General features: G+C 72.6%; 21 protein-coding genes. 13 read left to right on the forward strand and 8 right to left on the reverse strand.

Going from position 1 to position 22,285, the window contains the following annotated elements:
• Window positions 1-9 precede the first annotated feature (9 nt).
• From ACMXN5_RS02400 to ACMXN5_RS02410, 3 genes are all read left to right on the forward strand, one after another.
• Window positions 10-867, forward strand: coding sequence for a helix-turn-helix domain-containing protein (locus ACMXN5_RS02400; protein ID WP_439673771.1), 858 nt, complete (start codon window positions 10-12; stop codon window positions 865-867).
• A gap of 137 nt (window positions 868-1,004) precedes the next feature.
• Window positions 1,005-1,412, forward strand: a complete 408-nt coding sequence (locus ACMXN5_RS02405) for a VOC family protein (protein ID WP_439673772.1) — start codon at window positions 1,005-1,007, stop codon at window positions 1,410-1,412.
• A gap of 78 nt (window positions 1,413-1,490) precedes the next feature.
• Complete coding sequence (locus ACMXN5_RS02410) at window positions 1,491-1,967, forward strand: GNAT family N-acetyltransferase (protein WP_439673773.1); 477 nt, start codon at window positions 1,491-1,493, stop codon at window positions 1,965-1,967.
• 36 nt (window positions 1,968-2,003) lie between these two features.
• Here the strand turns inward: ACMXN5_RS02410 and ACMXN5_RS02415 are convergent, their stop codons facing one another.
• From ACMXN5_RS02415 to ACMXN5_RS02430, 4 genes are all read right to left on the reverse strand, one after another.
• A complete protein-coding gene (locus ACMXN5_RS02415; RefSeq protein ID WP_439673774.1) occupies window positions 2,004-3,569 on the reverse strand; it encodes an MFS transporter in 1,566 nt (521 codons plus the stop codon).
• A gap of 70 nt (window positions 3,570-3,639) precedes the next feature.
• Window positions 3,640-4,197, reverse strand: a complete 558-nt coding sequence (locus ACMXN5_RS02420; protein WP_395786893.1) for a TetR/AcrR family transcriptional regulator — start codon at window positions 4,195-4,197, stop codon at window positions 3,640-3,642.
• A gap of 118 nt (window positions 4,198-4,315) precedes the next feature.
• Window positions 4,316-4,831 carry a pyridoxamine 5'-phosphate oxidase family protein gene (locus ACMXN5_RS02425; RefSeq protein ID WP_439673775.1) on the reverse strand — a complete coding sequence of 172 codons (516 nt, stop codon included), beginning with the start codon at window positions 4,829-4,831 and terminating at the stop codon, window positions 4,316-4,318.
• A gap of 68 nt (window positions 4,832-4,899) precedes the next feature.
• Window positions 4,900-5,511, reverse strand: a complete 612-nt coding sequence (locus ACMXN5_RS02430; RefSeq protein WP_395786891.1) for a hypothetical protein — start codon at window positions 5,509-5,511, stop codon at window positions 4,900-4,902.
• A gap of 255 nt (window positions 5,512-5,766) precedes the next feature.
• On the opposite strand from ACMXN5_RS02430, the gene ACMXN5_RS02435 reads away from it, so the two are divergent.
• The gene (locus ACMXN5_RS02435; RefSeq protein ID WP_439673776.1) at window positions 5,767-6,912 is read left to right on the forward strand and encodes an epoxide hydrolase family protein; all 1,146 of its coding nucleotides are present in this window, start codon (window positions 5,767-5,769) and stop codon (window positions 6,910-6,912) included.
• A 38-nt stretch (window positions 6,913-6,950) separates the two neighbouring features.
• On the opposite strand, the gene ACMXN5_RS02440 is transcribed toward ACMXN5_RS02435, so the two are convergent.
• The gene (locus tag ACMXN5_RS02440) at window positions 6,951-7,550 is read right to left on the reverse strand and encodes a hypothetical protein (protein WP_439673777.1); all 600 of its coding nucleotides are present in this window, start codon (window positions 7,548-7,550) and stop codon (window positions 6,951-6,953) included.
• 269 nt (window positions 7,551-7,819) lie between these two features.
• Here ACMXN5_RS02440 and ACMXN5_RS02445 point away from each other — a divergent pair, with 269 nt between their 5' ends.
• Genes ACMXN5_RS02445 through ACMXN5_RS02470 form a run of 6 tightly spaced genes read left to right on the forward strand, consistent with a single transcriptional unit; the run spans window position 7,820 to window position 14,406 of the window.
• Window positions 7,820-9,379, forward strand: coding sequence for an efflux RND transporter periplasmic adaptor subunit (locus ACMXN5_RS02445; protein ID WP_439673778.1), 1,560 nt, complete (start codon window positions 7,820-7,822; stop codon window positions 9,377-9,379).
• Complete coding sequence (locus ACMXN5_RS02450) at window positions 9,376-10,152, forward strand: ABC transporter ATP-binding protein (RefSeq protein WP_439673779.1); 777 nt, start codon at window positions 9,376-9,378, stop codon at window positions 10,150-10,152. The genes ACMXN5_RS02445 and ACMXN5_RS02450 overlap by 4 nt, the downstream gene beginning before the upstream one ends.
• The gene (locus ACMXN5_RS02455; protein WP_439673780.1) at window positions 10,149-11,369 is read left to right on the forward strand and encodes an ABC transporter permease; all 1,221 of its coding nucleotides are present in this window, start codon (window positions 10,149-10,151) and stop codon (window positions 11,367-11,369) included. Before ACMXN5_RS02450 ends, ACMXN5_RS02455 begins: the two co-directional genes overlap by 4 nt.
• A 39-nt stretch (window positions 11,370-11,408) precedes the next feature.
• Window positions 11,409-12,206 (forward strand): hypothetical protein, encoded by a 798-nt coding sequence (locus tag ACMXN5_RS02460; protein ID WP_439673781.1) that lies wholly within the window; start codon window positions 11,409-11,411, stop codon window positions 12,204-12,206.
• Entirely contained in the window at window positions 12,207-12,935 is a 729-nt protein-coding gene (locus tag ACMXN5_RS02465) for a response regulator transcription factor (RefSeq protein ID WP_380000752.1), read from the forward strand. It begins immediately after the preceding gene.
• 10 nt (window positions 12,936-12,945) lie between these two features.
• Entirely contained in the window at window positions 12,946-14,406 is a 1,461-nt protein-coding gene (locus tag ACMXN5_RS02470) for an ATP-binding protein (RefSeq protein ID WP_439673782.1), read from the forward strand.
• Between the two features lie 93 nt (window positions 14,407-14,499).
• Here ACMXN5_RS02470 and ACMXN5_RS02475 read toward each other — a convergent pair whose 3' ends face one another.
• Window positions 14,500-16,635, reverse strand: a complete 2,136-nt coding sequence (locus ACMXN5_RS02475; RefSeq protein WP_439673783.1) for an MMPL family transporter — start codon at window positions 16,633-16,635, stop codon at window positions 14,500-14,502.
• A 246-nt stretch (window positions 16,636-16,881) separates the two neighbouring features.
• Here ACMXN5_RS02475 and ACMXN5_RS02480 point away from each other — a divergent pair, with 246 nt between their 5' ends.
• Together ACMXN5_RS02480 and ACMXN5_RS02485 are read left to right on the forward strand one after the other, a co-directional pair.
• Window positions 16,882-18,843, forward strand: coding sequence for a histidine kinase (locus tag ACMXN5_RS02480; RefSeq protein ID WP_439673784.1), 1,962 nt, complete (start codon window positions 16,882-16,884; stop codon window positions 18,841-18,843).
• Window positions 18,844-19,107: 264 nt separating this feature from the next.
• A complete protein-coding gene (locus ACMXN5_RS02485) occupies window positions 19,108-19,683 on the forward strand; it encodes a TerD family protein (protein ID WP_395786880.1) in 576 nt (191 codons plus the stop codon).
• 398 nt (window positions 19,684-20,081) lie between these two features.
• Here ACMXN5_RS02485 and ACMXN5_RS02490 read toward each other — a convergent pair whose 3' ends face one another.
• The gene (locus ACMXN5_RS02490; protein ID WP_439673785.1) at window positions 20,082-20,813 is read right to left on the reverse strand and encodes a TetR/AcrR family transcriptional regulator; all 732 of its coding nucleotides are present in this window, start codon (window positions 20,811-20,813) and stop codon (window positions 20,082-20,084) included.
• A 69-nt stretch (window positions 20,814-20,882) separates the two neighbouring features.
• On the opposite strand from ACMXN5_RS02490, the gene ACMXN5_RS02495 reads away from it, so the two are divergent.
• On the forward strand, window positions 20,883-21,332 hold the full coding sequence (locus tag ACMXN5_RS02495; protein WP_395786878.1) for a PaaI family thioesterase: 450 nt from the start codon (window positions 20,883-20,885) through the stop codon (window positions 21,330-21,332).
• 18 nt (window positions 21,333-21,350) lie between these two features.
• On the opposite strand, the gene ACMXN5_RS02500 is transcribed toward ACMXN5_RS02495, so the two are convergent.
• Window positions 21,351-22,277, reverse strand: a complete 927-nt coding sequence (locus tag ACMXN5_RS02500) for a LysR family transcriptional regulator (protein WP_439673786.1) — start codon at window positions 22,275-22,277, stop codon at window positions 21,351-21,353.
• Between the last annotated feature and the right edge of the window lie 8 nt (window positions 22,278-22,285).

A 22,285-nucleotide genomic window follows, 5' to 3' on the forward strand; every position in this document is an offset into this window, starting at 1 on the left:
CTGGACAGCATGGTCCCCACGGACACTCTGCACGTGACCCGACACACCTCCGCGCTCGGGTCCATGGCGACCGTGTCCGCGCCCACGCATCCCGCGCTCGCGCCCCTGCTCGACTCCTACCTCGGCTACGACGAGCACACCCACACGCCGCTGCGCCGCCGCGAGCCGGCCACCGGTTCGATCACCGTGATCATCGGATTCGTGCCGATCCGGGTCCACTCCCCGCACGCGGGGCCGGCCACGCCGGGCGCCACCCGCTCGTTCGTGGCCGGGCTGCACGCCGGGCCCACGTTCGTCGAGCACGACGGCCGGCAGGCCGGCATCCAACTCGACCTGACCCCGCTCGGCGCCTACACGCTGCTCGGCCTGCCCATGGCCGAGATCGCCGACCGGGTGGTGCACCTCGACGACCTGCCCGGGTGGGACGGCGACGCGCTGATCGATCGGCTGGTGTCCGCGCCCGACTGGTCGACCCGCTTCGCCCACCTCGACGAGATCCTGCTCCGCCGTCTGGCGATCGGCCCCGAGCCGCTGCCCGAGGTGATCCGCTCCTGGGACCTGCTGACGGCGAGCGCCGGTCGGATCGCCGTCACCACACTGGCCCGGGAAACCGGATGGAGCCGGCGCCGGCTCGGCGCCCGCTTCCGGGAGACCGTCGGCCTGCCGCCCAAGACGGTGGCCCGGGTGTTGCGCTTCCGGCACGCGATCGCGCTGCTGGAGGGGGCGCCGCGCTCGTGGGCGGAGGTCGCGGCGGAGGCCGGCTACTACGACCAGGCGCACTTCAATCGTGATTTCAAGGTGCTCGCGGGCTGCACGCCCGGTGCCCACCTGGGCTCCCGGCTGCCCGCCGGCGGCTTCGCGGCCTGACCCGCGCCGGCCGACGGCGCTCGTTCCCGTTTGTCCAATACCGCGAGGGGTCACCCGCCGGAGGCTGGTCTCGACCCACCCGGCAGCCGCCGGACCCACCGGAACAGGCCGCCACACCCGGCCGCAAGGAGCGCACCATGAGCGACAACACGCTGATCGCCGACCTCGTCCCGACCCTGCGCTACAACGACGCGACGGCGGCGATCACGTTTCTCCGGGAGGCGTTCGGGATGACCGCGGTCATGGTGGTCCCGGGCGACGACGACACCGTCGCACACGCCGAGCTGACCTTCGGCAACGCCATGGTGATGCTCGGCAGCAACCCGCCGGAGGGGTCCGACGCGTTGCTGCGGTGGCCCGTCGGCGGCTCCGCGCTCTATGGCGTGATCGACGGCGACGTGGACGCGCACTGCGCGCGGGCGGTGGCGGCGGGCGCGACCGTGGTGCTGGAGCCGAAGGACCAGGACTACGGCGGTCGCGACTACACCGTCCGCGACCCCGAGGGCAACCTCTGGAGCTTCGGCAGCTACCGCCCGAAGGTCTGAGGCCCGCGGGCGTCGGCGGGCCGGTGCGGGGCCGGGCCCGCCGATGATCGCGACACCCACACGGGCTAGCGTCATTCCGTGGAGATCAAGACTCTGGGGTACGACCACCCCGATGTGCGCAAGCTGGTGGCGGATGTGCAGCAGGAGTACGTGCACCGCTACGGCGAGCCCGACGAGACGGCGGTCGACCCGACCGAATTCCTGCCGCCCGAGGGCCTGTTCTGCGTGGCGTACGACAACGGCGCCCCGATCGCCTGCGGGGGCTGGCGGGCCCGCGGCGCGTCGCCGGAGGACCCGAGCCTGTACGACGGCGACGCCGAGCTCAAGCGGATGTACGTGGTGCCGCACGCCCGCGGCCGCGGTCTGTCCCGGGTGATCCTCGCGCACCTGGAGGAGACCGCCCGCGCGGCGGGCCGGCTGCGGGTGGTCCTGGAGACCGGGGCCAAGCAGCCGGAGGCGATCGCGCTGTACCGGTCCTGCGGATACGAGCGCATACCCGGGTTCGGCTACTACAAGGACTACCCGAGCAGCATGTGCTTCGCGAAGGCGCTCTGAGGTCCGCCGGCGGGGTCCCCGCCGGCGGACCGGTCGTCAGTGCTCCACGTCGGACCCGGCGGTCCGCGCGCCGCGCAGCATGAACCAGGCCGCGACGGCGGCGGCCAGCAGTACCACCGCGCCCGCGCCGGCCGCGATCCGCAGCCCCTCCAGGAACGCGTCGTTCGCCGAGTGGGTGAGGTCGGCGGCGACCTGCCCGGACACCGTGTCGGCCGCCTCGGCGGCGCCGGCGAGCGACTCGCGCGCACCGTCGGCCGCCGAGCCGGACACCCCCTCGGGCACCGTCAGATGGCCCCGGTAGATCCCGGTGACCACCGAGCCGAGCAACGCGATGCCCAGCGCCGCGCCCAGTTCGTACGCGGTTTCCGAGACCGCCGAGGCCGCGCCCGCGTTCTCCTTCGGCGCGCTGCCCAGGATCAGGTCGGCGGTGACCGTGAACGAGAAGCCCGCGCCGACACCGACCAGGAGCAGCACGCCGCCCAGGTAGAGGTACGGCGTGTCCTCGGCCAGCACGGTGAGCGCGCCCAGGGCCAGCCCGATCGAGGTCAGACCCGACGTCACCACCACGCGGGGGGTGAGCCGGCGGGCCGCCGCCCCCGCGAGCAGACCCGACACGATCGCCCCGACGGTGGCCGGCAGCTCGGCCAGGCCCGCCTGCAACGGGCTGCGCCCCTGGACCAGTTGGAGGAACTGGGACAGGAAGAAGATCAACCCGGACATGCCGAGCACGGTGAGCAGGTCGGCCAGTACCGACCCGGAGAACGCCCGGTTGCGAAACAGGCGCATGTCGAGCAGCGGCACCGGCAGCGACAACTGCCGGCGGCCGAACCACACCAGCGCGCCCACCCCGATCGCGAGCGCCGCCCACACGTCGGGGCGCAGCAGGCCGTGGGTCGCGGCCTCCTTGACCGCGTAGACGGTCGCGATCATGCCGACCAGGGACAGTGCGGCGCTGAGCATGTCCCACGGACCCGGGTTCGGGTTGCGCGACTCGGGGAGCATCTTGACGCCGACGACGATCAGTACGGCCATCACCGGCAGGTTGATCAGGAAGACCGAGCCCCACCAGAAGTGTTCGAGCAGGAAGCCGCCGACGACCGGGCCGAACGCGGCGCCGGCCATCGACATCGCGCCCCACACGCCGATCGCGAAGCTGCGTTCGCGCGCGTCGGGGAAGATGTTGCGGACCAGGGCGAGGGTGGAGGGCATCAGCGACGCACCGGCGACGCCCATCGCGACCCGGGCCGCGATCAGCGCCTCGGCGCTGGGCGCGTAGGCGGCGGCCACGGACAGCGCGCCGAACGCGGCCGAGCCGAAGAGCAGCAACTTCTTGCGGCCGATCCGGTCGCCGAGGGTGCCGGCGGTGACCAGCAGACCGGCGATGACGAAGGAGTAGACGTCGCCGATCCACAACAGTTGGGTGCCGGTCGGCTCCAGGTCCTCGCTGAGGAACGGGATGGCCAGGCCGAGCACGGTGGCGTCGATCGCCACGAGCAGTACCGACAGGGTCAGTACGCCGAGCGCGATCCAGCGGCCCGGCGCGCCCTTGACGGGGTTGCCGGTGCCGGTATGAGCAGGAACCGAGGAAGTGGGAGCTGCCATGATCGAAAGTCCAAAAAAGAGATGGAACCAGGGGTGGGGCGCCGGATCGGGTGTCGCGTCGCCCCGGGGGTCAGTCGGGGTTGCCCGGGGTACGCCGCGCGCCGCCGAGCAGGAGTTCGGCGACCGAGCGGGCCGCGTCGCGGCCGGCGAGTCGGCCCTCGTGCACGGCCCAGCCGGCGGCGGCGACGAACGAGAACAGCGCCTCGGTGACCCACTGGGCGGTCAGGTCGACGCGCATCGAGCCGTTCTCCTGGCCGCGCCGGACCACGGCGGCCACCTGCTCGTCCATGACGCTCCAGGCCCGCTCCAGGTCCGGGTCGCCGACCAGCGAGCTCTCGCCGTACAGGAATGCCACATAGTCGGCGCAGGGCATCAGCTGCTCGACCAGGTCGCGCAGTGCCCGCGGTACGTCGTCGGCGCTCAGGTCGGCGGTGTCGATCGCGCGCCCGATTCGGGCGGATGCCTGCGCGCCGAGCGCGGTGATCAGCGCCGGGCGGCCGGGGAACATCCGGTGCAGCGTGGCCCGGCTGATCCCGGCGGCGCGGGCGATCTCGTCCATGGACGAGGCGGGGCGCCGGAGCAGCAGGGTGACGGCGGCGCGCAGCACCTGCTCGTTGTCGGTGGGCATGGATCAACCCTAGCCCGAATGAGACAACTTTGTCTCATGAATTACGCGACGGGCTCAGGCGGCACGCCATGGCGTCAGGGACACGCCGTGGCGTCGGACGGCGCGTGGTGGCATCGGGTCAGCCCGCGCCCTGCGGAGTCAGCTCCGGGCGGGGCTCCTGCCAGGTCAGTACCGCGTTGCCGAGCCCGGCCTTGAGTCCGGCGCCCGGGAAGACCCGCAGCCGCCACGGCGACAGGCGCATCACCGCGAAGTCGGGCGAGGAGGGTTTCTCCCACCCGGGCACCCCGGCCGGGTCGTAGCCCAGCGGCTCCGGGGTGTCCCGGAACAGGTGCCACACCCGCTCGCGGACCTCCTCGTCGAAGAGCAGGTCCGCGCGGCATTCGGCGGCACACGTGTCGTGCGTGGGCGACCAGTAGTTGCAGGACACGAACGGGTTGCGGGCGATGTGCGCGCGTTTGGTCGCGGTCGGCGCGGTGGCCACCCAACCGGTGAGCCGACCGTGTTCCCACACCCAGTAGGGGTGCAGGATCCGGGTGCGAGGGCGGCCGGCGCTGTCCACGGTGGCGATCGAGGCCCACACGATCGAGTGGGCCATGGCGACGAAGGCCGGGGCCGCGGTTTCCAGATCGGTCATGGCGGCAACCCCTGTCTCGTCGTAACGGCCCTACACCCACCCCCATACTGTCGTGAACGAGCGCGACCCTAAAGGCCCATCGGGAAGTCGTACGAGGCCGGCGGCTTGATCCGCACCTGATCGCCCTGGAACATCACCGAGATCTGGTCGTGCGGACGCAGTTCGATCCGGGCCGGATCGCCGGTCACCAACTCGCCGTTGAGATAGGTGCGGTAGGTGTGCGTGGCGTCGGGGGTGAGCGCGCCCAGGTGGGTGTCGTCGAACCTGACGTTCCACATCGCGAACAACTGCCCCAGGACGAAGCGGGCGTTCGCGTCGTGGCTCTCCACGTGCAGGACGCCGCTGTTGTCGTGGGTGTGCAGGTCGGCCAGCAGCCCGGAGTTGTGGTCGATGCCCAGATCGGGGGCGACCTCGACGCGCTCCAGGCCGACGAAGATGTCCAGATGCACGTGGAAGTGCTGCTTCGCGCCCTCCATCGTATCCAGCGCCAGCCCCACGTCGGCCCCACGCTGCGCGCTGTCGGCGGGCACCGGCCAGGGCGGCAACTCGGCGTTGGTGGACGCCTTCGGCTGTGGCAGCGGCGGCCGGGCGTCGGCGGCCACGGGGGCGCCGGCGGCGAGCGAGCAGGCGGACAGGAGCGCGGCGACGACGCCGACTCCGCCGCGGAGGTGACGGTTCATCAGGGGGCCTTCCGGGAGCAGGACGAAATCACCAACCTGGCGGCTTCGGCGGCCCCGACGAAAGCCGATCGGGTGCGTCGGGCCCCGACTTCACCCATACGGAGCACGGTGCGGCGCGCCGCCGGCGGTGTTCGAGATTCGGGCCCAAGGGGGCGGCCGGCACTGGTATGCGCTCGGGTGTTCGGGTTGAGTACCGCCCTGGAGACCCGCCCCGGAGATTCGCCCTGACGTCCACATGGATGGAGTTGCCGGCCGATGCCCACCCCGTCGCACCTCACGCCGTTCCGGATCGAGACACCCGAGGCCGAACTGGTCGATCTGCGGGAGCGCCTGGCGCGCACCCGATGGCCCGAGGCGGAGCCGGTGGCCGACTGGTCGCAGGGCATCCCGCTCGGGTACACGCGGGAGTTGGCCGAGTACTGGCGCACCACCTACGACTGGCGCAAAACCGAGGCCAGGCTGAACGCCCATCCGCAGTTCAGGGCCGAACTCGACGGCGTGGGCATCCACTTCCTGCATGTGCGTGCGCCGTACCCGGACGCGGTACCGCTGATCCTGACCCACGGTTGGCCCGGTTCGATCATCGAATTCCTGGACGTGATCGGCCCGTTGACCGATCCCGTCGCACACGGCGGGGACGCGGCGGACGCGTTCCACGTGGTGCTGCCCTCGCTGCCCGGGTACGGCTTCAGCGATCGGCCGGCCGAAACCGGGTGGGGCGTCGACCGGATCGCCCGGACCTGGGCGCGGCTGATGGCCGACCTGGGCTACGAGCGTTACGGCGCGCAGGGCGGCGACTGGGGATCGATGATCACCGCCTCGCTCGGCCGCCAGGACCCGGAGCACGTGCTCGGGATCCACCTGAACATGCCGGTGGCGATGCCGGACGCCGAGGCGATGCAGGACCCGACGCCCGAGGAACGCCGGGCGCTGGCCGACCTGGCCACGCACTCCGAATGGGATTCCGGCTACAGCAAGATCCAGTCCACCCGGCCGCAGACCCTCGGCTACGGCCTGGCCGACTCCCCGGTGGGCCAACTCGCCTGGATCGTGGAGAAGTTCCGGCAGTGGACCGACTGCGACGGGCACCCGGAGAACGCGCTGCCGCGCGACCACATGCTCGACAACGTGATGCTCTACTGGCTGACCGGCACCGCCACGTCCTCGGCCCGCCTGTATTGGGAGAGCTATCGCGATCCCGACCTGGCCGAGGTCGACGTGCCGACCGGATGCTCGGTCTTCCCGCACGAGATCATCCGCGCCTCACGCCGCTGGGCGGCCAACCGCTTCCGCGACCTGCGCTACTGGAACGAGCTTCCCCGGGGCGGCCACTTCGCCGCCTTCGAACAGCCGGAGCTGTTCGTGGAGGAGATCCGCCGCTTCTTCCGCCTGCTGCGGTAGCCGTGTGACGGCGAGGGATTCGGAGCGAGCGCCGTCGGCTACGACGAAGCCGCCGGGCTCGGGTGTGTCGTCGGCAGGAGTGCCTCGCAGATCTTCAGGGCTTCGGCGACCGCAGGGTCCGTGCGGTTGAGGGCCGACGGGCCACCCGGGGGCAGGTCGACCTTGTGGTCGTGGAGGCAGCTTGCGAATGCCCGGATGCCGGAGTCGTTCGGGCCGCCGTTCGGGGCGGCTGTGCCTCGGCTGCCCGGTGCGCGGGAGGGGCGCAGCGTCGCGCAGGTTTCCTCGGCCTTGCGGAGCGCGGGATCGGTCGCGCGTGGGCGGCCGGGGAAGCCCGAGGGGCGTTCGCCGGCCGGACGGCTCGGGCGATCGGATGGGCGGGCGGTGCCATCGGGCCGACCCGACGGGCGGGCTCCCCCACCCGGCCGTCCGGTCGGCACCGTGACCCCGTTCGCGCGCAGACAGTCGGTGTACGCCTTCGTGGCGTCGGCACCGGCGCTCGGCACGCTCGACGGACCCGCGACGCTCGTGCTCTTGCCGCTGCTCCCCCCACCACATCCGGCCAGCAGCAACACGAGTGCCGAGGCGGCGACCGGCACCACCGCCGTGGTCCACGCCGGTCGACCCGGGTACCTCGTCATGACGTCCTTCCCACGCGACTCGGGAACGGCCGCCGGACGGCGCACCACCCATCCGCCCCGGACTCAAGCACGGCGGGATGGTGATTGGCCGCGCGCCGCCTGGGAGTTCGCTGGGAACCCGGACCCGATCGGTCCGACGATTTGTCGCGATCACAGCACTTTCAACCGATACACGCCCGGCTCACGACCTCGATCCGCCGTCGCGTTGCCGGCCAACTCCCAGACGGCCGACAGCCTTCCGGCACGTGTCCGGTTCAGTCTTGGCCGCCATGAGGCGTGTACGACTACGACGCAAGTCGGTCCTGCTCAACCTGACCCTGGCCGCCGCGTTGGTCACCGGCGCCGGCTTCGCCTACGCGGCGGTGGACGACGGGGGCGGATCGACGCGCGCCGGCCGGGTGCGTACGGGCAAGGTCACCAAGGGCACGGTGATGGCCACGGTGTCCGCGTCCGGGTCGTTGAGTTCGCCCTCCGACACGGGGGTGGCCTTCACCGCCGCGGGCAAGGTCACCGCAGTCGCGGTCAAGGTGGGCGACCGGGTCACCGCCGGCCAGGTGCTGGCCCGGATCGATCCGGCCCAGGCCCAGGAGGGGCTGGACGCGGCGAAGTCGGCCGTGAGCGTGGCCCAGGCGAATCTGACCAAGGCCCGCGCGGGCACCCCGGTCCAGCAGAGCGGGGGCGGCAACGGAGGCGGCGGCAACGGAGGCGGTAGCGGCAACCAGGGCGGTGGCAACCAGAGTTCCGGCATCGAGAACACGGCCGTACGCGGCGGCACCGGCGGTACCGCCTCCCGCGATGTGCCCGCCGCCACGCCCACGACGGCGCCGCCCGGGTCCGCGTCCACCCCTGTCGCCCAGCCGCACCCGACCGTCACCGTCACCGTCACCAAAACCGCGACGGCCACCCCGTCGCCGAGCACGACGGTGGACGCCGCGGCGGTCACCCAGGCCGAATCGGCCCTGGTCACGGCGAACAACAAGGTCGCCGACGCGCAACGGGCCCTGGACGGCTGCACCCTGATCGCCCCCTCCGACGGCGTGGTGGCCTCGGTGTCGGGCAAGGTCGGCGACAGCGTCTCCGCCGGCGGCTCGGGCGGTTCCGGCGCTTCCACCGGCTCGGGCGGGTCCGGCGGTTCCGGCGGCCAGGGCGGCTCGTCCGCGTCCTCGAACAGCACGGCGAGCGGATTCGTGGTGCTCGCGAATCCGACCGGCATGGAGAGCCGGGTGTCCTTCTCGGAGGCCGACGCGGCCAAGGTCAAGGCGGGACAGCCGGCCACCGTCACCCTCAACGTGAACTCCGCGATTCGGCTGAACGCCAAGGTGGTGAGCGTCAATCCGCTCCCGGACAGCGGCGGGTCGGCCGGTTCGGTCAAGTACGGCGCCACCATCGCGCTCCAGGGCGACGTGTCCACGCTGCGCACCGGTCAGACCGCGAACATCTCGGTGATCGTCGCCCAGGCGGACAACGCGCTCCAGGTACCCTCGGCGGCCGTGACCGGCGGCGGTACGAGCGGCCCCGGCAGCACAGGCGGTGCCGGCGCCTCGGTACGCGTCCTCGTCGACGGCGTCGAACAGCGCCGCACGGTGACCCTCGGCGTGGTGGGCGACCAGACCACGCAGGTCCTCTCCGGCCTGGCCGAGGGCGACGAGATCGTGATCGGCACCGTCGCCACCGGCACCGGCTCCACGTCGGGCCGCTCCGGCCAATCCACCCGCGGCGGCACCGGCGGCGGCGGAATCCCGGGCGGCGGCGCGGTCTTCCCCGGCGGTGGCAGCGGTGGCAACGGCGGCGCGACCGGCGGCGGCTTCCCGCGCGGCGGCGCACGATGAGCGGGCCGCACGCGGGCGGGCCCGCGCCGGTGATCGACGTCCGCGCGGTGACCAAGTCGTACGGCCACGGCGCCGCCGCCGTGCAGGCGCTGCGCGGCGTCGACCTGACCATCGAGGTCGGCGAATACGTGGCCATCATGGGCAGTTCCGGCTCGGGCAAGTCCACCCTGATGAACGTCCTGGGCTGCCTGGACATCCCGTCCTCGGGCCGCTATCTGCTCGACGGCCTCGACGTCGGCCGGCTCGACGAGCACCAGCTCGCCCTGGTCCGCAACCGCCGCATCGGCTTCGTCTTCCAGTCGTTCAACCTGATCCCGCGCACCACCGCGCTCGCCCAGGTCGAACTCCCGCTCTCCTACGCGGGGGTGCGCGCCCGGGAACGCCGCCGCCGCGCCCGCGCCGCGCTCGACCTGGTCGGCCTGTCCGACCGCGCCGACCACGCGCCCAACGAACTCTCCGGCGGCCAACAGCAACGGGTCGCGCTGGCCCGGGCCCTGGTCACCGCCCCGGCCCTGCTGCTCGCCGACGAGCCCACCGGCAACCTGGACAGCCACAGCACCCGCGAGGTGCTGGGCATCCTGGACCGGCTGCACGAGGCCGGCCGCACGATCGTGATCATCACCCACGAGGACGAGGTCGCCGCCCGCGCCGAACGGGTCCTGCGCCTGGTCGACGGCCTGGTGGTATCCGACCGGCGACGCTCCCCCGCATCCGCGCCGACCACTGCCGAGCCCGTCGCGGCCGGCCCGCTCGTGGAAGGCCCCCGTCGGTGAACCCCGTCGAAGTGCTCCGATTCGCCGTCCTGGGCCTGGCCGCGAACAAGATCCGGACCGCGCTGACCATGCTCGGCGTACTGATCGGGGTCGGCGCGGTGATCCTGCTCGTGGCCGTCGGCAACGGCTCGTCCAAGTCGGTACAGGCCTCCATCCAGCGCCTCGGCACCAACCTGCTCACCGTCTCGCACACCGCGGGCGGCGGGCGATTCGGCGCGGCCGGACAGGGCGGCACGCTCAAGGACCTCACCCCGGACGATGCCCGGGCCCTGGTCGACAAGGCCCTGGCCCCGCACGTGAAGTCGGCCGCCCCAGTGCAGACCACGTCCCAGAGCGTCACCTACGCCGGCCAGTCGGTCACCGTGTCCCAGATCGTCGGCACCACGCCGGACTGGTTCGCCACCACCAACCACGACCTGGGCCAAGGCGCGCTGTTCGGCACCGACGACGTGAACTCCCGGCGCAGAGTGGCAATCCTGGGCAGCACCACGGTGGAGAACGTGTTCGGCACGGAGAACCCGATCGACAAGGAAATCCTGGTCGGCGGCGTGCCGTTCCGCGTCGCGGGTGTCCTGCGCACCAAGGGCGGCAACGGCGCGGCCGACTCCGACGACACCATCGTGCTGCCGGTGACCACCATGCGCGACAGCCTGACCGGCTACGGTTCGTTGTCCGCGATCGCCGTACAGGCCACCTCCTCCGCCGACACCACGCTCGCCCAGGACGAGGTCACCTCGATCCTGAACAACCGGCACCGGATCACCGATTCGACGCAGAGCGACTTCCGGATCACCAACCAGCAGTCGTTGTTGAGCGCCAACGACGAGACCAACAAGACCTTCACCGTGCTGCTCGCCGCGGTGGCCGCGATCTCGCTCCTGGTCGGCGGGATCGGCATCACCAACATCATGCTGGTGACGGTCGCCGAACGCACCCGCGAAATCGGCATCCGTAAGGCGATCGGCGCGCCGCGCGGGGCAATCCTGGGCCAATTCCTCGCCGAGTCCACGCTGTTGTCGGTGATCGGCGGCGGCCTCGGGGTGGCCGCCGGGCTGTTCGCCGCCCGCTTCGAGGTGGTCGGGATCACGCCCGTCGTGGTGCCGAGTTCGGTGGTCGGCTCGTTCGCCGTGTCGGTCGCCATCGGGCTGTTCTTCGGCGGCTACCCGGCCGCGCGCGCCGCCGCGCTGCGGCCGATCGAAGCACTGCGGCACGAATAGCCCGACCACCCACCGCCGTTCCGGAGGAGAATCCCGACCATGACGCCGAAGCCCGGCCTCGACCCGCACGACACCCGCCCACTCGACCCCGTACCGGGCGAGCCGGCGCCCGACTCCGGCACGCCCGGATCCCCCGCTCACGAGACCCCGCACGAGCCCACCGATCCCGAGCCGTCCGGCTTCGTCGGCGGCTTCCGCACCGAACCGGCCGCCGCCGACGCGCCGGACGAATCGCCGGAGGACATCCTCGCCCGACCGCCCGCCGCCCGCGACGTCGCCGACGAGTTGGCCGCCCCGCCCCGCCGCCGCCTGCCCGCGCTGACCCTGGCCCTGGGCGCGGGTGTGCTCGTGTCCGCGGGCTTCCTCGCCGGCGTCGAGGTACAGAAGGACCACGCGGGCGGCGGCACCGGGCAGAGCACGGCGCAGCAGGGCGCGAACCCGTTCACCGCCCGCACCGCCGGCGGCGGCAGCGGCGCCCAACCGGGCGCCGGCCGCCCGGCCGGCGGCAGCACGCCCGGCGCGGGCTCCGGCGCGGGCTCGGATCTGACCACCGGGACGGTGAAGGTCGTCGACGACTCTTTCATCTACGTCTCAGATTCGGCCGGCAACATCGTGAAGGTGAAGACCGACGCCGGAACGAAGATCCAGGTGACCCGCGACGGGCGCACCGTCGACCTGAAGCCGGGCGACACCGTCGTGGTGCGCGGCGCGACCGGCGCCGACGGCGCGGTGACCGCGACCTCCGTCGCCCAGGGCACCACTCCCCTCGGCCGCGGTGGCGCAAGCACGACGGGCAGCGCGGGCGGCACCGGCGGCGCGACCGGCGGGGCGGGCTAGATGGCCACGCCCGCCGAGGGCGCCCGGACCCGCCTGCTCGTCGTCGACGACGAGCCGAACATTCGCGAACTGCTCTCCGCCAGCCTGCGTTTCGCCGGTTTCGAGGTCGACTCGGCGGCCGACGGCGCCGACGCGCTGGCCGCCGTCGCGCGGTGTCGGCCGAACCTGGTCGTGCTCGACGTGATGCTCCCCGACCTGGACGGCTTCGAGGTGGTCCGCCGACTGCGCGCCGACGGCACCCGGCTGCCGGTGTTGTTCCTGACCGCGAAGGACACCACGAAGGACAAGATCACCGGATTGACCCTGGGCGGGGACGACTACGTCACCAAGCCGTTCAGCCTCGAGGAGTTGATCGCCCGGATCCACGCGGTGCTGCGCCGGGTGCACGGCGGCGAGGGGGTGCCGACGTCCTCCAACCGGATCGTGGTCGCCGATCTCGAACTCGACCCGGACGGTCACGAGGTGCTGCGCGGCGGACGGCCGGTGTCGCTGTCGCCCACCGAGTTCAAACTGCTGCGCTACCTGATGCTCAACACCGGCCGGGTCGTGTCCAAGACGCAGATCCTGGACCACGTCTGGCAGTACGACTTCGGCGGCGATCTGAGCATCGTCGAGTCGTACATCAGCTACCTCCGCCGCAAGATCGAACTCGACGTCGGCGGTGGCAAGTTGATCCACACCGTGCGCGGGGTCGGATACGTGCTGCGGCGCCCGCAGCCGTCGGCCTGACGGCGCCGGGATGCGCCTCCCGCACCCGAGCCGATCGTCGCTGCGCGTCCGCGTGCTGGTCATCGCGATGACCCTGGTCGCCGTTGCCCTGCTGGTCAGCCAGGCGGTCGTGGTGGGCTCGCTGCGCGGCTACCTCACCGACCAGGTGGATCGGCAACTGAACCAGGCCGCGCGGGGCATGGCGTACCGCCCGCCCGAACCCCCCGGCGAGCCGCGCGGCAACGGGCCGCCGCCCGGCGGTCGCGGGCGGGCGTTCGGCGTGTTGCCGAGTCGGATCGTGGCCGAGTACCTGAACCCGGACGGCACCACTCGCCAGCGGGTGCGCTCGCCCGGCGCCGAGGAGGAGTTGGGCCCGCGGCTGCCCCGCCTGGACGCGGTCACCGTGACGGCGCTTCGCCGGCATCCGTTCGAGACCGACTCGGTGTCCGGCGACACCCGCTGGCGGGTGCTCGCGGTGCCGACGGCGGGCGGCGAGGGCAGCGTGGTGCTGGCCCAGCCGCTGAACGACGTCCGGGCGGCGGTCGACCGGATGCGCACGGTGTGCCTGCTGATCGGTCTGACCTGCCTGACCGTACTGGCCGCGGCCGGCTGGTTCGCGCTGCGCGGCGGGCTGCGTCCGCTGCGCCGGATCGAGGAGACGGCGGCGGCGATCGCGGCGGGCGACCTGTCCCACCGGGTCCCGGTACCCGCGCCCGGCACCGAGATCGGCCGGTTGTCCACGTCGATCAACGGCATGCTGGCGCAGATCGAGACCGCGTTCGCGGCCCGCGCCGAGTCGGAGACCCGGATGCGCCGGTTCGTCGCCGACGCCGGGCACGAGTTGCGCACGCCGCTGGCCAGCGTGCGCGGCTTCGCCGAGTTGTACCGGATGGGCGCGCTCACCGATCCGGCCGAGGTGGCCCGCACGATGCGGCGCATCGAGGACGAGGCGATCCGGATGGGCGGCCTGGTCGAGGACCTGCTGCAACTGGCCCGCCTGGACGAGCAGCGGCCGCTGTGCAACGAGCCGGTGGACCTGCGCATCCTGGCCGCCGACGCGGTGCACGACATCAAGACCCTGGCCCCGGACCGCGCGGTGACGCTGACCGGCCTGGACGGCGGCCCGGCGCATCCGGTGACGGTCTTCGGCGACGAGTCCCGGCTACGCCAGGTGGTGGCGAACCTGGTCTCCAACGCGCTGACCCACACCCCGGCCGGGACCACGATCCGGATCGCGGTGGGCCGGACCGGGCCGCCGGACCGGTGCGCGGCCCTCGAGGTCGCCGACGCCGGCCCCGGCCTGACCCCGGCTCACGCTCAGCGCGTATTCGAACGTTTCTACCGGGTCGACTCCTCGCGCAGCCGCGCCGCCGGCGGCGGCTCCGGCCTCGGCCTGGCCATCGTCGCCGCCCTGGTCAACGCTCACGGCGGCCGGGTCGAGGTACGCACTGCCCCGGGCGAGGGCGCGGCGTTCCGGGTGCTGCTGCCCTGATCCGGGACGGGCGGCCCGGCTGCTGCCTTGACCCGGACGGCACCCCGCACGCCACGTCCCGCCCGCTCCCACCGCCCCGCCCCACCTCGCCCCTCAGCCCACCGGCGCGCCCGCCCGCTCCTTCTCCCCCGCCGGCTTGGTGTCCCCGTGCCCCGGCCACCACGCCGTGTGGCCGATCAGCGCGGTCAGGCTCGGCGTGAAGATCAGCGCCATGATGAAGGCCGCGATCGCGATCCCGCTGGAGAGCGCGAAGCCCATCTGGGACAGCGTCGAGTTGCCCGCCAGCATCAGCGTGGCGAAGGTGCCCGCCAGGATCACGCCGGCTGCGGCGATGGTGGGCCCGGAGTGCTTGACCGCCACGGCCGCCGCGTCGTGCGGGTTGTGCCCCTCGCGGGCCTCCTCGCGCAGTCGGGACACCATCAGGATGTTGTAGTCGGTGCCCAGCGCGACCACGAACAGATACATGATCACCGGCAGCATGAACATCAGCCCCGGCTGGTCCCCGATCTTCTGGAACAGCACCGAGGTCGCCCCGAGGGTGGCGCCGAATCCGAGCGCCACCGAGGCCATCAGGTACCACGGCGCAACCAGGCTGCGCAGCAGCAGTCCCAGAATGATCATGATGCACACCGCCGCGACCGGGAAGACGACCGAGTAGTCCCGGTCCACCGCGCGATTGATGTCCACGTAGACCGCGGTGATCCCGCCCACCAGCGCCCGGGTGCCGTCCGGCGCGGCCTCGTGCATTGTCGGCCGCAGCCGGTTCTTCACCGTGGACAGCGCCGCGTCGGTGGCCGGCGAGTCGGACAGCACCACCGAGTAGAACGCGGTCGCCAGGTCGGGGGTGAGCACCGGCTCGGCCACCGAGCCGACCCCCTTCACCCCGCGCAGCTCCGCCTCGAAGGCGGCCCGCTCCTGCGGGGTGAGCGGCCGGCCGGTGGTGGACTCGAGGTAGACCTCGGTCGGGTCGGTGGTCCCCGGCGGGAAGCCCTTCTCCAGGCTCTTCATCGCCTTGACCGACTCCTTGTCCGACGGCAGCGAGGAGCCGGCGAGGTCGAAGTTGGCCTTGTAACCCAGCGCGCCGATCGCGAGCACCCCCATCACCAGCGCGGAGGCCACCGCGAACACCACAGGCCGCCGGCCGATGCCGCGCCCGAGTCGGGCGAAGCCGGTGCCGTGCGGGGCCACCCGCCAGGACTTGGACGGCCAGAACACGCGCGTGCCGAGCAGCGAGACCACGGCCGGCACCAGGGTCAGTCCGGCCAGCAGCGTCACGAACACCGCGATCGCCAGGGCCGGCCCCATCGAGCGCAACATCCCCAGGGTGGACAGGGTCAGCGCGGCGAACGCGACGATCACCGCCGCCGCGGCGGAGGCGATCGCCTCGCCCACCCGGGAGACCGCGCGCACCATGCCGTTCTTCGGGTCGACCCCCTCGCGCAGCACCTCGCGATAGCGGAACAGCAGGAACAGCACATAGTCGGTGCCGACGCCGAACAGCACCACGGTGAGCAACTGTTCGATCGAGCTGTCGGCCTTCATGTCGAAGACCTTGTTGGCCGACGCGATCAGTCCGGTGGCCATCGGCGAGATCAGTCCGATGATCACCACGGGGAGCAGCGCGATGATCGGGCTGCGGAAGATGATCAGCAACAGCAGCACGATGATCACGATCGTGCCCACCGCGACCAGGGTGCCGGCGGTCTCCGACGAGTCCCGTTCGTCCAGCGCCTGCGCGGCGGAGCCGGTGATCCCGGCGGTCAGGTCAGTCCCGGCGACCTGCGCCTTGACCTCCTTGCGCATCGCCTCGACCGCGTCCTGCGGGGTCTCGTCGTTGGGGTCCTTGACCTCCGGCATGGCCACCATCGCGGTCTGCACCAGCCCGTTCGGCGAGACCTGGCCGGGCGTGACCCCCAGCACGTCCTTGATCTTTTGCGCCTCCACCGCCGTGGAGACCCGCGCCACCACGGCGCTGTCGGCCGGGGTCAGCGGCTTGCCGTCGGCCCGCTGGAAGACGATCACCGCGCCGACGTTCTCCTGCTGCGGGAACGCCCGCTCGCGCAGGTCGGACGCGCGGACCGACTCGTAGGACTTGGGGAGGAAGCTCTTCTCGTCGGTGGAGGAGGTCAGCTTCGGCGCCAGACCGATCACCACACCGGCGGCGATCACCCACGCGAGGATGACCCACCAGGGCCTGCGTACGACAAATCCGCCCAGGGCCGCGAACATGGGCGCCTCGCTTCCTGCTCGTCCCGGATCCCGATCACTTCTCGTCACCATCGAACGGACCGGTCGGCCCCGCCGGCGGGGTGATCCGTGCGAGTGACGCCGCGTAACCGGCGGTGGAGCCGGGCCCCGGGGTGACGGTCGGATGTCCGGTCGGTACGGTTTGCCCTGCCGTTGCGGGAGCGGCGGGTGTACGGGCGGCCCGACATCGCGTCCGTGGAGCGCATCGGTTGTCAGCACGGGAGAGTCATGGCGTCGAGGGGTCGTCGCAGCGTGCCGCGGATCGCCGCCGGTCCCCGGGACGACGCCGCGTGGGCACCGCTGCTCGCGCGCGTCGTGGTCGCGACCGTGACCTGCGGCTTCTTCTTCGGCGGTTTCGTCGGCCTGGTCCAGTCGACCCGGCTGTCCACGACGGCCAAGGGCGCCGCGCTGGCCATGCTGCTCACCCTGGTCGCCCTGCACATGCGCAACTGCGTACGGCCGGCCGACTGCTCCCGGCCGCGCGGTTGGGTCTGGACGCTGGGCGCGCAGGCGGTGCTCACCTATCTGCCGATGACCTGGTTCCACGACACCTGGTACGGCAACCCGGGCTTCCTGGCCGGTGCCGCGCTGCTGCTGCTCCGGCCCGCGTGGGCGGGCTGGGCCGGGTTCGCGGCGGTTGTGGCCGTCCAGGTGCCGGTGGGTCTCGCGGCGCGGCCCACCGTGGTCGAGGCGCTGTACCTGGTCTTCGGCCAGGCCGCGCTGGTCGGGCTCGCGGTGTACGCGCTGGCCGGGCTCACCGATCTGGTGGCCGCGCTGGCCGCGACGCGCACCGCGCTCGCCGACGCCGAGGTGGCCCGCGAGCGGCTGCGCTTCACCCGGCACCTGACCGACGGGGTCGGGGCGAGTCTGACCCGCATCGTCGAGCGCGGCGAGGTGCTGGTCGCCGAGCTGCGCGAGTGTCCGGAGCGGGCCCGGGTGGCGCTGACCGAGGCGCTGGCCGAGGCCCGGGGCGCGATGACCGAGGTGCGCGCCTACGCGCACGCGCACAAGAGCGTCGCGGGCACGCCGCCGCCGGCCATCGCGGTCGAGCCGACGCCGCGGGCCGTGTCGGTGCTGCGCGTGGTGATCCTGGTGCTGATCGTGGTGCCGCTGCCGGTGCGGTTGTTGGCGGCGAGCCACTACTCCCCCGCGCGGCAGGCGCTGTTCCTGCTGCTGCTCGCCGGGTTCGTCGCGCTGTACATCCGCAACTGCACGCCGGCCGCGGCCGGTCGGCCCCGGGGGTGGCGGTGGACGTTCGCGGCGCAGGTCGCGCTCGCGTACGTCCCGCTGGTGGTGTTCGACGCGAAGACGTGGTCGCTCGGGTTGTTCCTGGCCGGCATCGCGCTGGTGCTGCTGCGCGGGCCGTGGCGGGTGCTCGCGGTGATCGGGTTCGCCTGTCACGACCTGTACTTCGGGACGTGGAGTCCGACCGCGCTCGACCACGTCTACCACGTGGTGTGGATCCTGGAGCGGGCCGCGCTGGTGTACGGGCTGGTGCGGATGGCCGACGTGGCGCGGGCGCTGAACGCGGCGCGCGCCGAGTTGGCGGCCGTGCGGGTGGCCCGTGAGCGGCTGCGGTTCGGGCACGATCTGCACGACCTGCTCGGATTCAGCCTGTCCGCGCTGGTGTTGGAGAGTCAGCTGGCGCTGCGGCTGGCCGATCGGGACCCGGAGTCGGCGGCGGAGCGGGTCGCCCAGGGGCTGACCATGGCGCGACAGGCGCTGGCGGACGTGGGCACGGTCGCGGGCGGGTATCGCGGGATGTCGCTGGCCGTGGAGGCGCGCTCCGCCCGGGACGTGCTGGCGGCGGCCGGGATGGCGGTGGAGGTCTCGGTCGAGGTCGGCGCGTTGCCGGTCGGCGTGGACACCGCGCTGGCCACCGTGTTGCGCGAGGGCACCACCAACGTGCTGCGGCACAGCGACGCGAGGCGGTGTGCGATCACCGCGACGGTGGAGCCGTGCGGCGAGGTGGTGTTGGTGCTGACCAACGACGGGGTCCGCGCCCCGGTGGGTCCGGCGCCGACCGCGGTGGGCATGGGGCTGGGCTCGCTCGGTCGCAGACTGGCGGCCGAGGGGGGCACGTTGTCCGCCGGAGTGGTCGACGGGGGCTTTCGGCTGGCCGCCCGAATACCGGGCCCGACGCCCGCGCGCCTACCCGGCGACGAGCCGACGGAGCCCGTGCGCGGGTGATGCGCGGGCGCGCGAACCCCCACGACAACGGCGGATGTGGCGGAATCGACGGAACCGCACCCACAGTTCGGCAACCCGTTGTCGTCCACCCGTGGTGGGATGGGGTATCACTGCATGGGCGATCGCACGATGCGCGTCATGCGCGCGTCACGGCGGCGCACATCGGACTTCTACATTCCTGTAGATTTACCCCGGTGGGCGGCCGTCGCGGTGATCACCCGATCCGCCCGTACCCGAATATGCACGAGGGAAGGAAGCACTGCCATGGGAGTCAGTCTCGCCAAGGGCGGCAACGTATCCCTGTCCAAGGCCGCGCCCGGCCTCACCGCCGTCGCGGTGGGTCTCGGATGGGATGCGCGCAGCACGACCGGTGCGGACTTCGACCTCGACGCGAGCGCGCTGCTGCTCGGCAACGACGGTCGGGTGCTGTCCGATCTGCACTTCGTCTTCTACAACAACCTGACCAGCCCCGACGGCTCGGTCCAGCACACCGGTGACAACCTCACCGGTGAGGGCGAAGGCGACGACGAGACCGTCAACGTCGACCTGGCCTCGGTGCCGGCCGACGTGCAGCGGATCGTCTTCCCGGTCTCCATCCACGACGCGGTGGCCCGGGACCAGTCGTTCGGCCAGGTCCGCAACGCGTACATCCGCGTGGTCAACCGCGCCGACAACAACGAACTGGCGCGCTACGACCTCACCGAGGACGCGTCCACCGAGACCGCGATGGTCTTCGGTGAGCTGTACCGCAACGGCAACGAGTGGAAGTTCCGCGCCGTCGGCCAGGGCTACGCCTCCGGTCTCGCGGGCATCGCGAAGGACTTCGGCGTCAACGTCTGAGCCGGCTCCCCGTCCGGGGATCCACTCGGGCACGGCCCGCGGACACGCCGCGCGGCAGGGTCGCACCGTTTTTCGGTGCGACCCTGCCGCGGCCTCCGGGAACGAATCTTCCCGAGGGAACGATTCGCCCCGGTCCGCGGTTGATCCTGAACCAGAGCAACACCGAACCACGGCGGTGGCGACCCGTTCGCCCCGCGAGAAACAAGGAGTGGGCGTCATGGCCGGTCTCGACAAGCTGATCAAGAAGGCGACCGACTACGCCAAGCAGAACCCGGACAAGGTCAAGTCGATCGTCGACAAGGTGAAGAAGCAGGCGGACAAGCGCAAGGGTCGCTGACCCTCGACCGTCGTACGCGCGGCCGTCTCCCCTCCTGCCCCTCGGGAGCGGCCCGCCGCCCTCACTCCGTCGCGTCGGGCCCGGCGGCCGGATCCGGCCGCCGCAGCCGGTCGGCGAGCGCGTCGAACCCCGCCGTGAACGCGCCGGTGGTGGGCGCCGGACCGGGGCCGCGCAGCCGTCCGGCCAGCGCCGAGCCGAGCCCCGCCATCCGGGTCACCTCGTCGGCCATGGTCTCCACGTCGTCCGGCCACGGATAGTCGGGCCGGGCCAGATACAGCGCCACCAGGCCGTGCAGCGCGGCCAGCATCTGCAGCGCCAGCCGGGTCGGGTCGCCGACCAGGACGCCCGCCTCCAGACACGGCCGGATCGCCTCGCCGACCCAGTCCAGGCACGCGTCGGCCGCACTCCACTCGGCATCCTCGCCCGAGCGCGGGCGCATCATCAACAGGCGGTACTGCACCGGGTGTTCGAGCCCGAAGCGGACGAACGCGGCGCCGTGCCGACGCATCGCCTGGTAGGGATCCTCGATCCCCGCGCCCGCGTCGCGCATCCGCCGCCCCAGGTCCTCCCAAACCGCCAGGCACACCGCGTCGACCAGTTCCCGCTTGTTCGCGAAGTGCAGGTACACCGAGGGCGTGGTCACCCCGGCGCGGGCGGCCACCGCGCGCAGCGTCAGCGCGGATTCGTCGCCGGCCTCGTCGAGCAGGGCGGTGGCGGCGGCCAGGATCTCGCCGCGCAGCAGCGCCCCGTCGCCGGGTCGGGCGCGGGCGCGGGAGCGACGGGTGTCGGGCACGCTCCCAGTTGACAGCCGGCGAGTTGACGTTGTCAACTTGACAACGTCAACTCAGGTGAGGGGTTCGGGATGAGCACGATGTCGTCGACCACGGGACCGACCGGTCTGGAACAGCTGCTGGCCCTGCGGGACCACGGCATGCCCACGGGGATCGGCCCGTTCATCGGGATGGAGCCCGAGGAGGTCGAGGACGGCCGGGTCGTCTTCAGCGCGAGCGCGCGACCCGAGTTCGCCAACCCGATCGGCACCATGCACGGCGGCATCGCCGCCACGCTGCTCGACTCGGCGATGGCCTGCGCGGTGCACACCACGCTGCCGCCCGCGACCGGCTACACCTCGCTCGACATCTCCGTGCGCTACCTGCGCCCGGGTCCGCTGGACGGCAGCACGCTGCGCGCCGAGGGCCGGGTCGTCCACCGGGGGCGCACCATCCGCACCGCCGAGGCCGAACTCACCGACGACCGGGGCCGGGTGCTCGCGACGGCGACCACGACGTGCCTGGTCATGGCGCTCGGCTGAGAGCGCCTCCGGCGGGCGTCACCCGCCCGGGGTCGCCCGCCCGATCCGTTCGACACCCGCCGGCAGCCGCTCGGGGGTCAGGAACCCCACCAGCTCCTCCCGGAACGCCCGCGCCGCGTGGGTGAGCGCGGCGTCGCTGCGATGCGCGAGCGCGATGGTGCGGGACAGGCCCGGCGGGGCCAGCGGCGTCGCGGTCAGGCCGGGTCGTCCGGCCAGCACCATGCTCGGCACGATGGCCGGCCCCAAACCCACCTCGACGAACCGCAGGACCGCATCCATCTCGCCGCCCTCGATCGCGAACTCCGGCTCGAACCCCGCCTCGTGACACGCCGTCAGGGTCGCCTCACGCAGGTCGTAGCCTTCCCGGAACATCACCAGGCGCACCCCCCGCAGCGCCGCGATCGGCACGGTCGGGCCGGCCACCGGCGGGCGGCCCGCGAGCACCAGGTCCTCGCGCAGCAGCGGCTCGGTGGTCAGCGCCGCGCCGACCCCCTGCGGCGGCACCACGATCAGCGCCAGGTCCAGATCACCGCGCAGCAGCGCGCGCACCAGATCGCGCGAGCCGTTCTCGTCGACGAGCAGCCGGATCCCGGCGTAGCGGTCCTGGAAACCGCGCAGCACCTCGGCCAGCAGGCTCGCCGACAACGACGGCGTGGCCCCGATCCGGACCCGCCCCGAGCGCAGCCCGACCAGCTCGGCCACCTCCAGGTGGGCCACGTCCACATCCGCCAGGATCCGCCGCGCGATCGGCAGCAGCCGCTCCCCCGCCGGGGTGAGCGCGATGTTGCCGCGCACCCGGGTGAACAACTCGGCCCCCAACTCGTGCTCCAGGGCCCGGATCTGCTTGGACAACGACGGCTGCGCGACGTGCGTGCGGGCCGCCGCACGGGTGAAGTGCCGGGTCTCGGCGACCGCGACGAAGTAGACGAGCTGCTGGAACTGCATGGATCAAG

This window comes from Embleya australiensis, from assembly GCF_051903075.1.
Classification (GTDB): domain Bacteria; phylum Actinomycetota; class Actinomycetes; order Streptomycetales; family Streptomycetaceae; genus Embleya.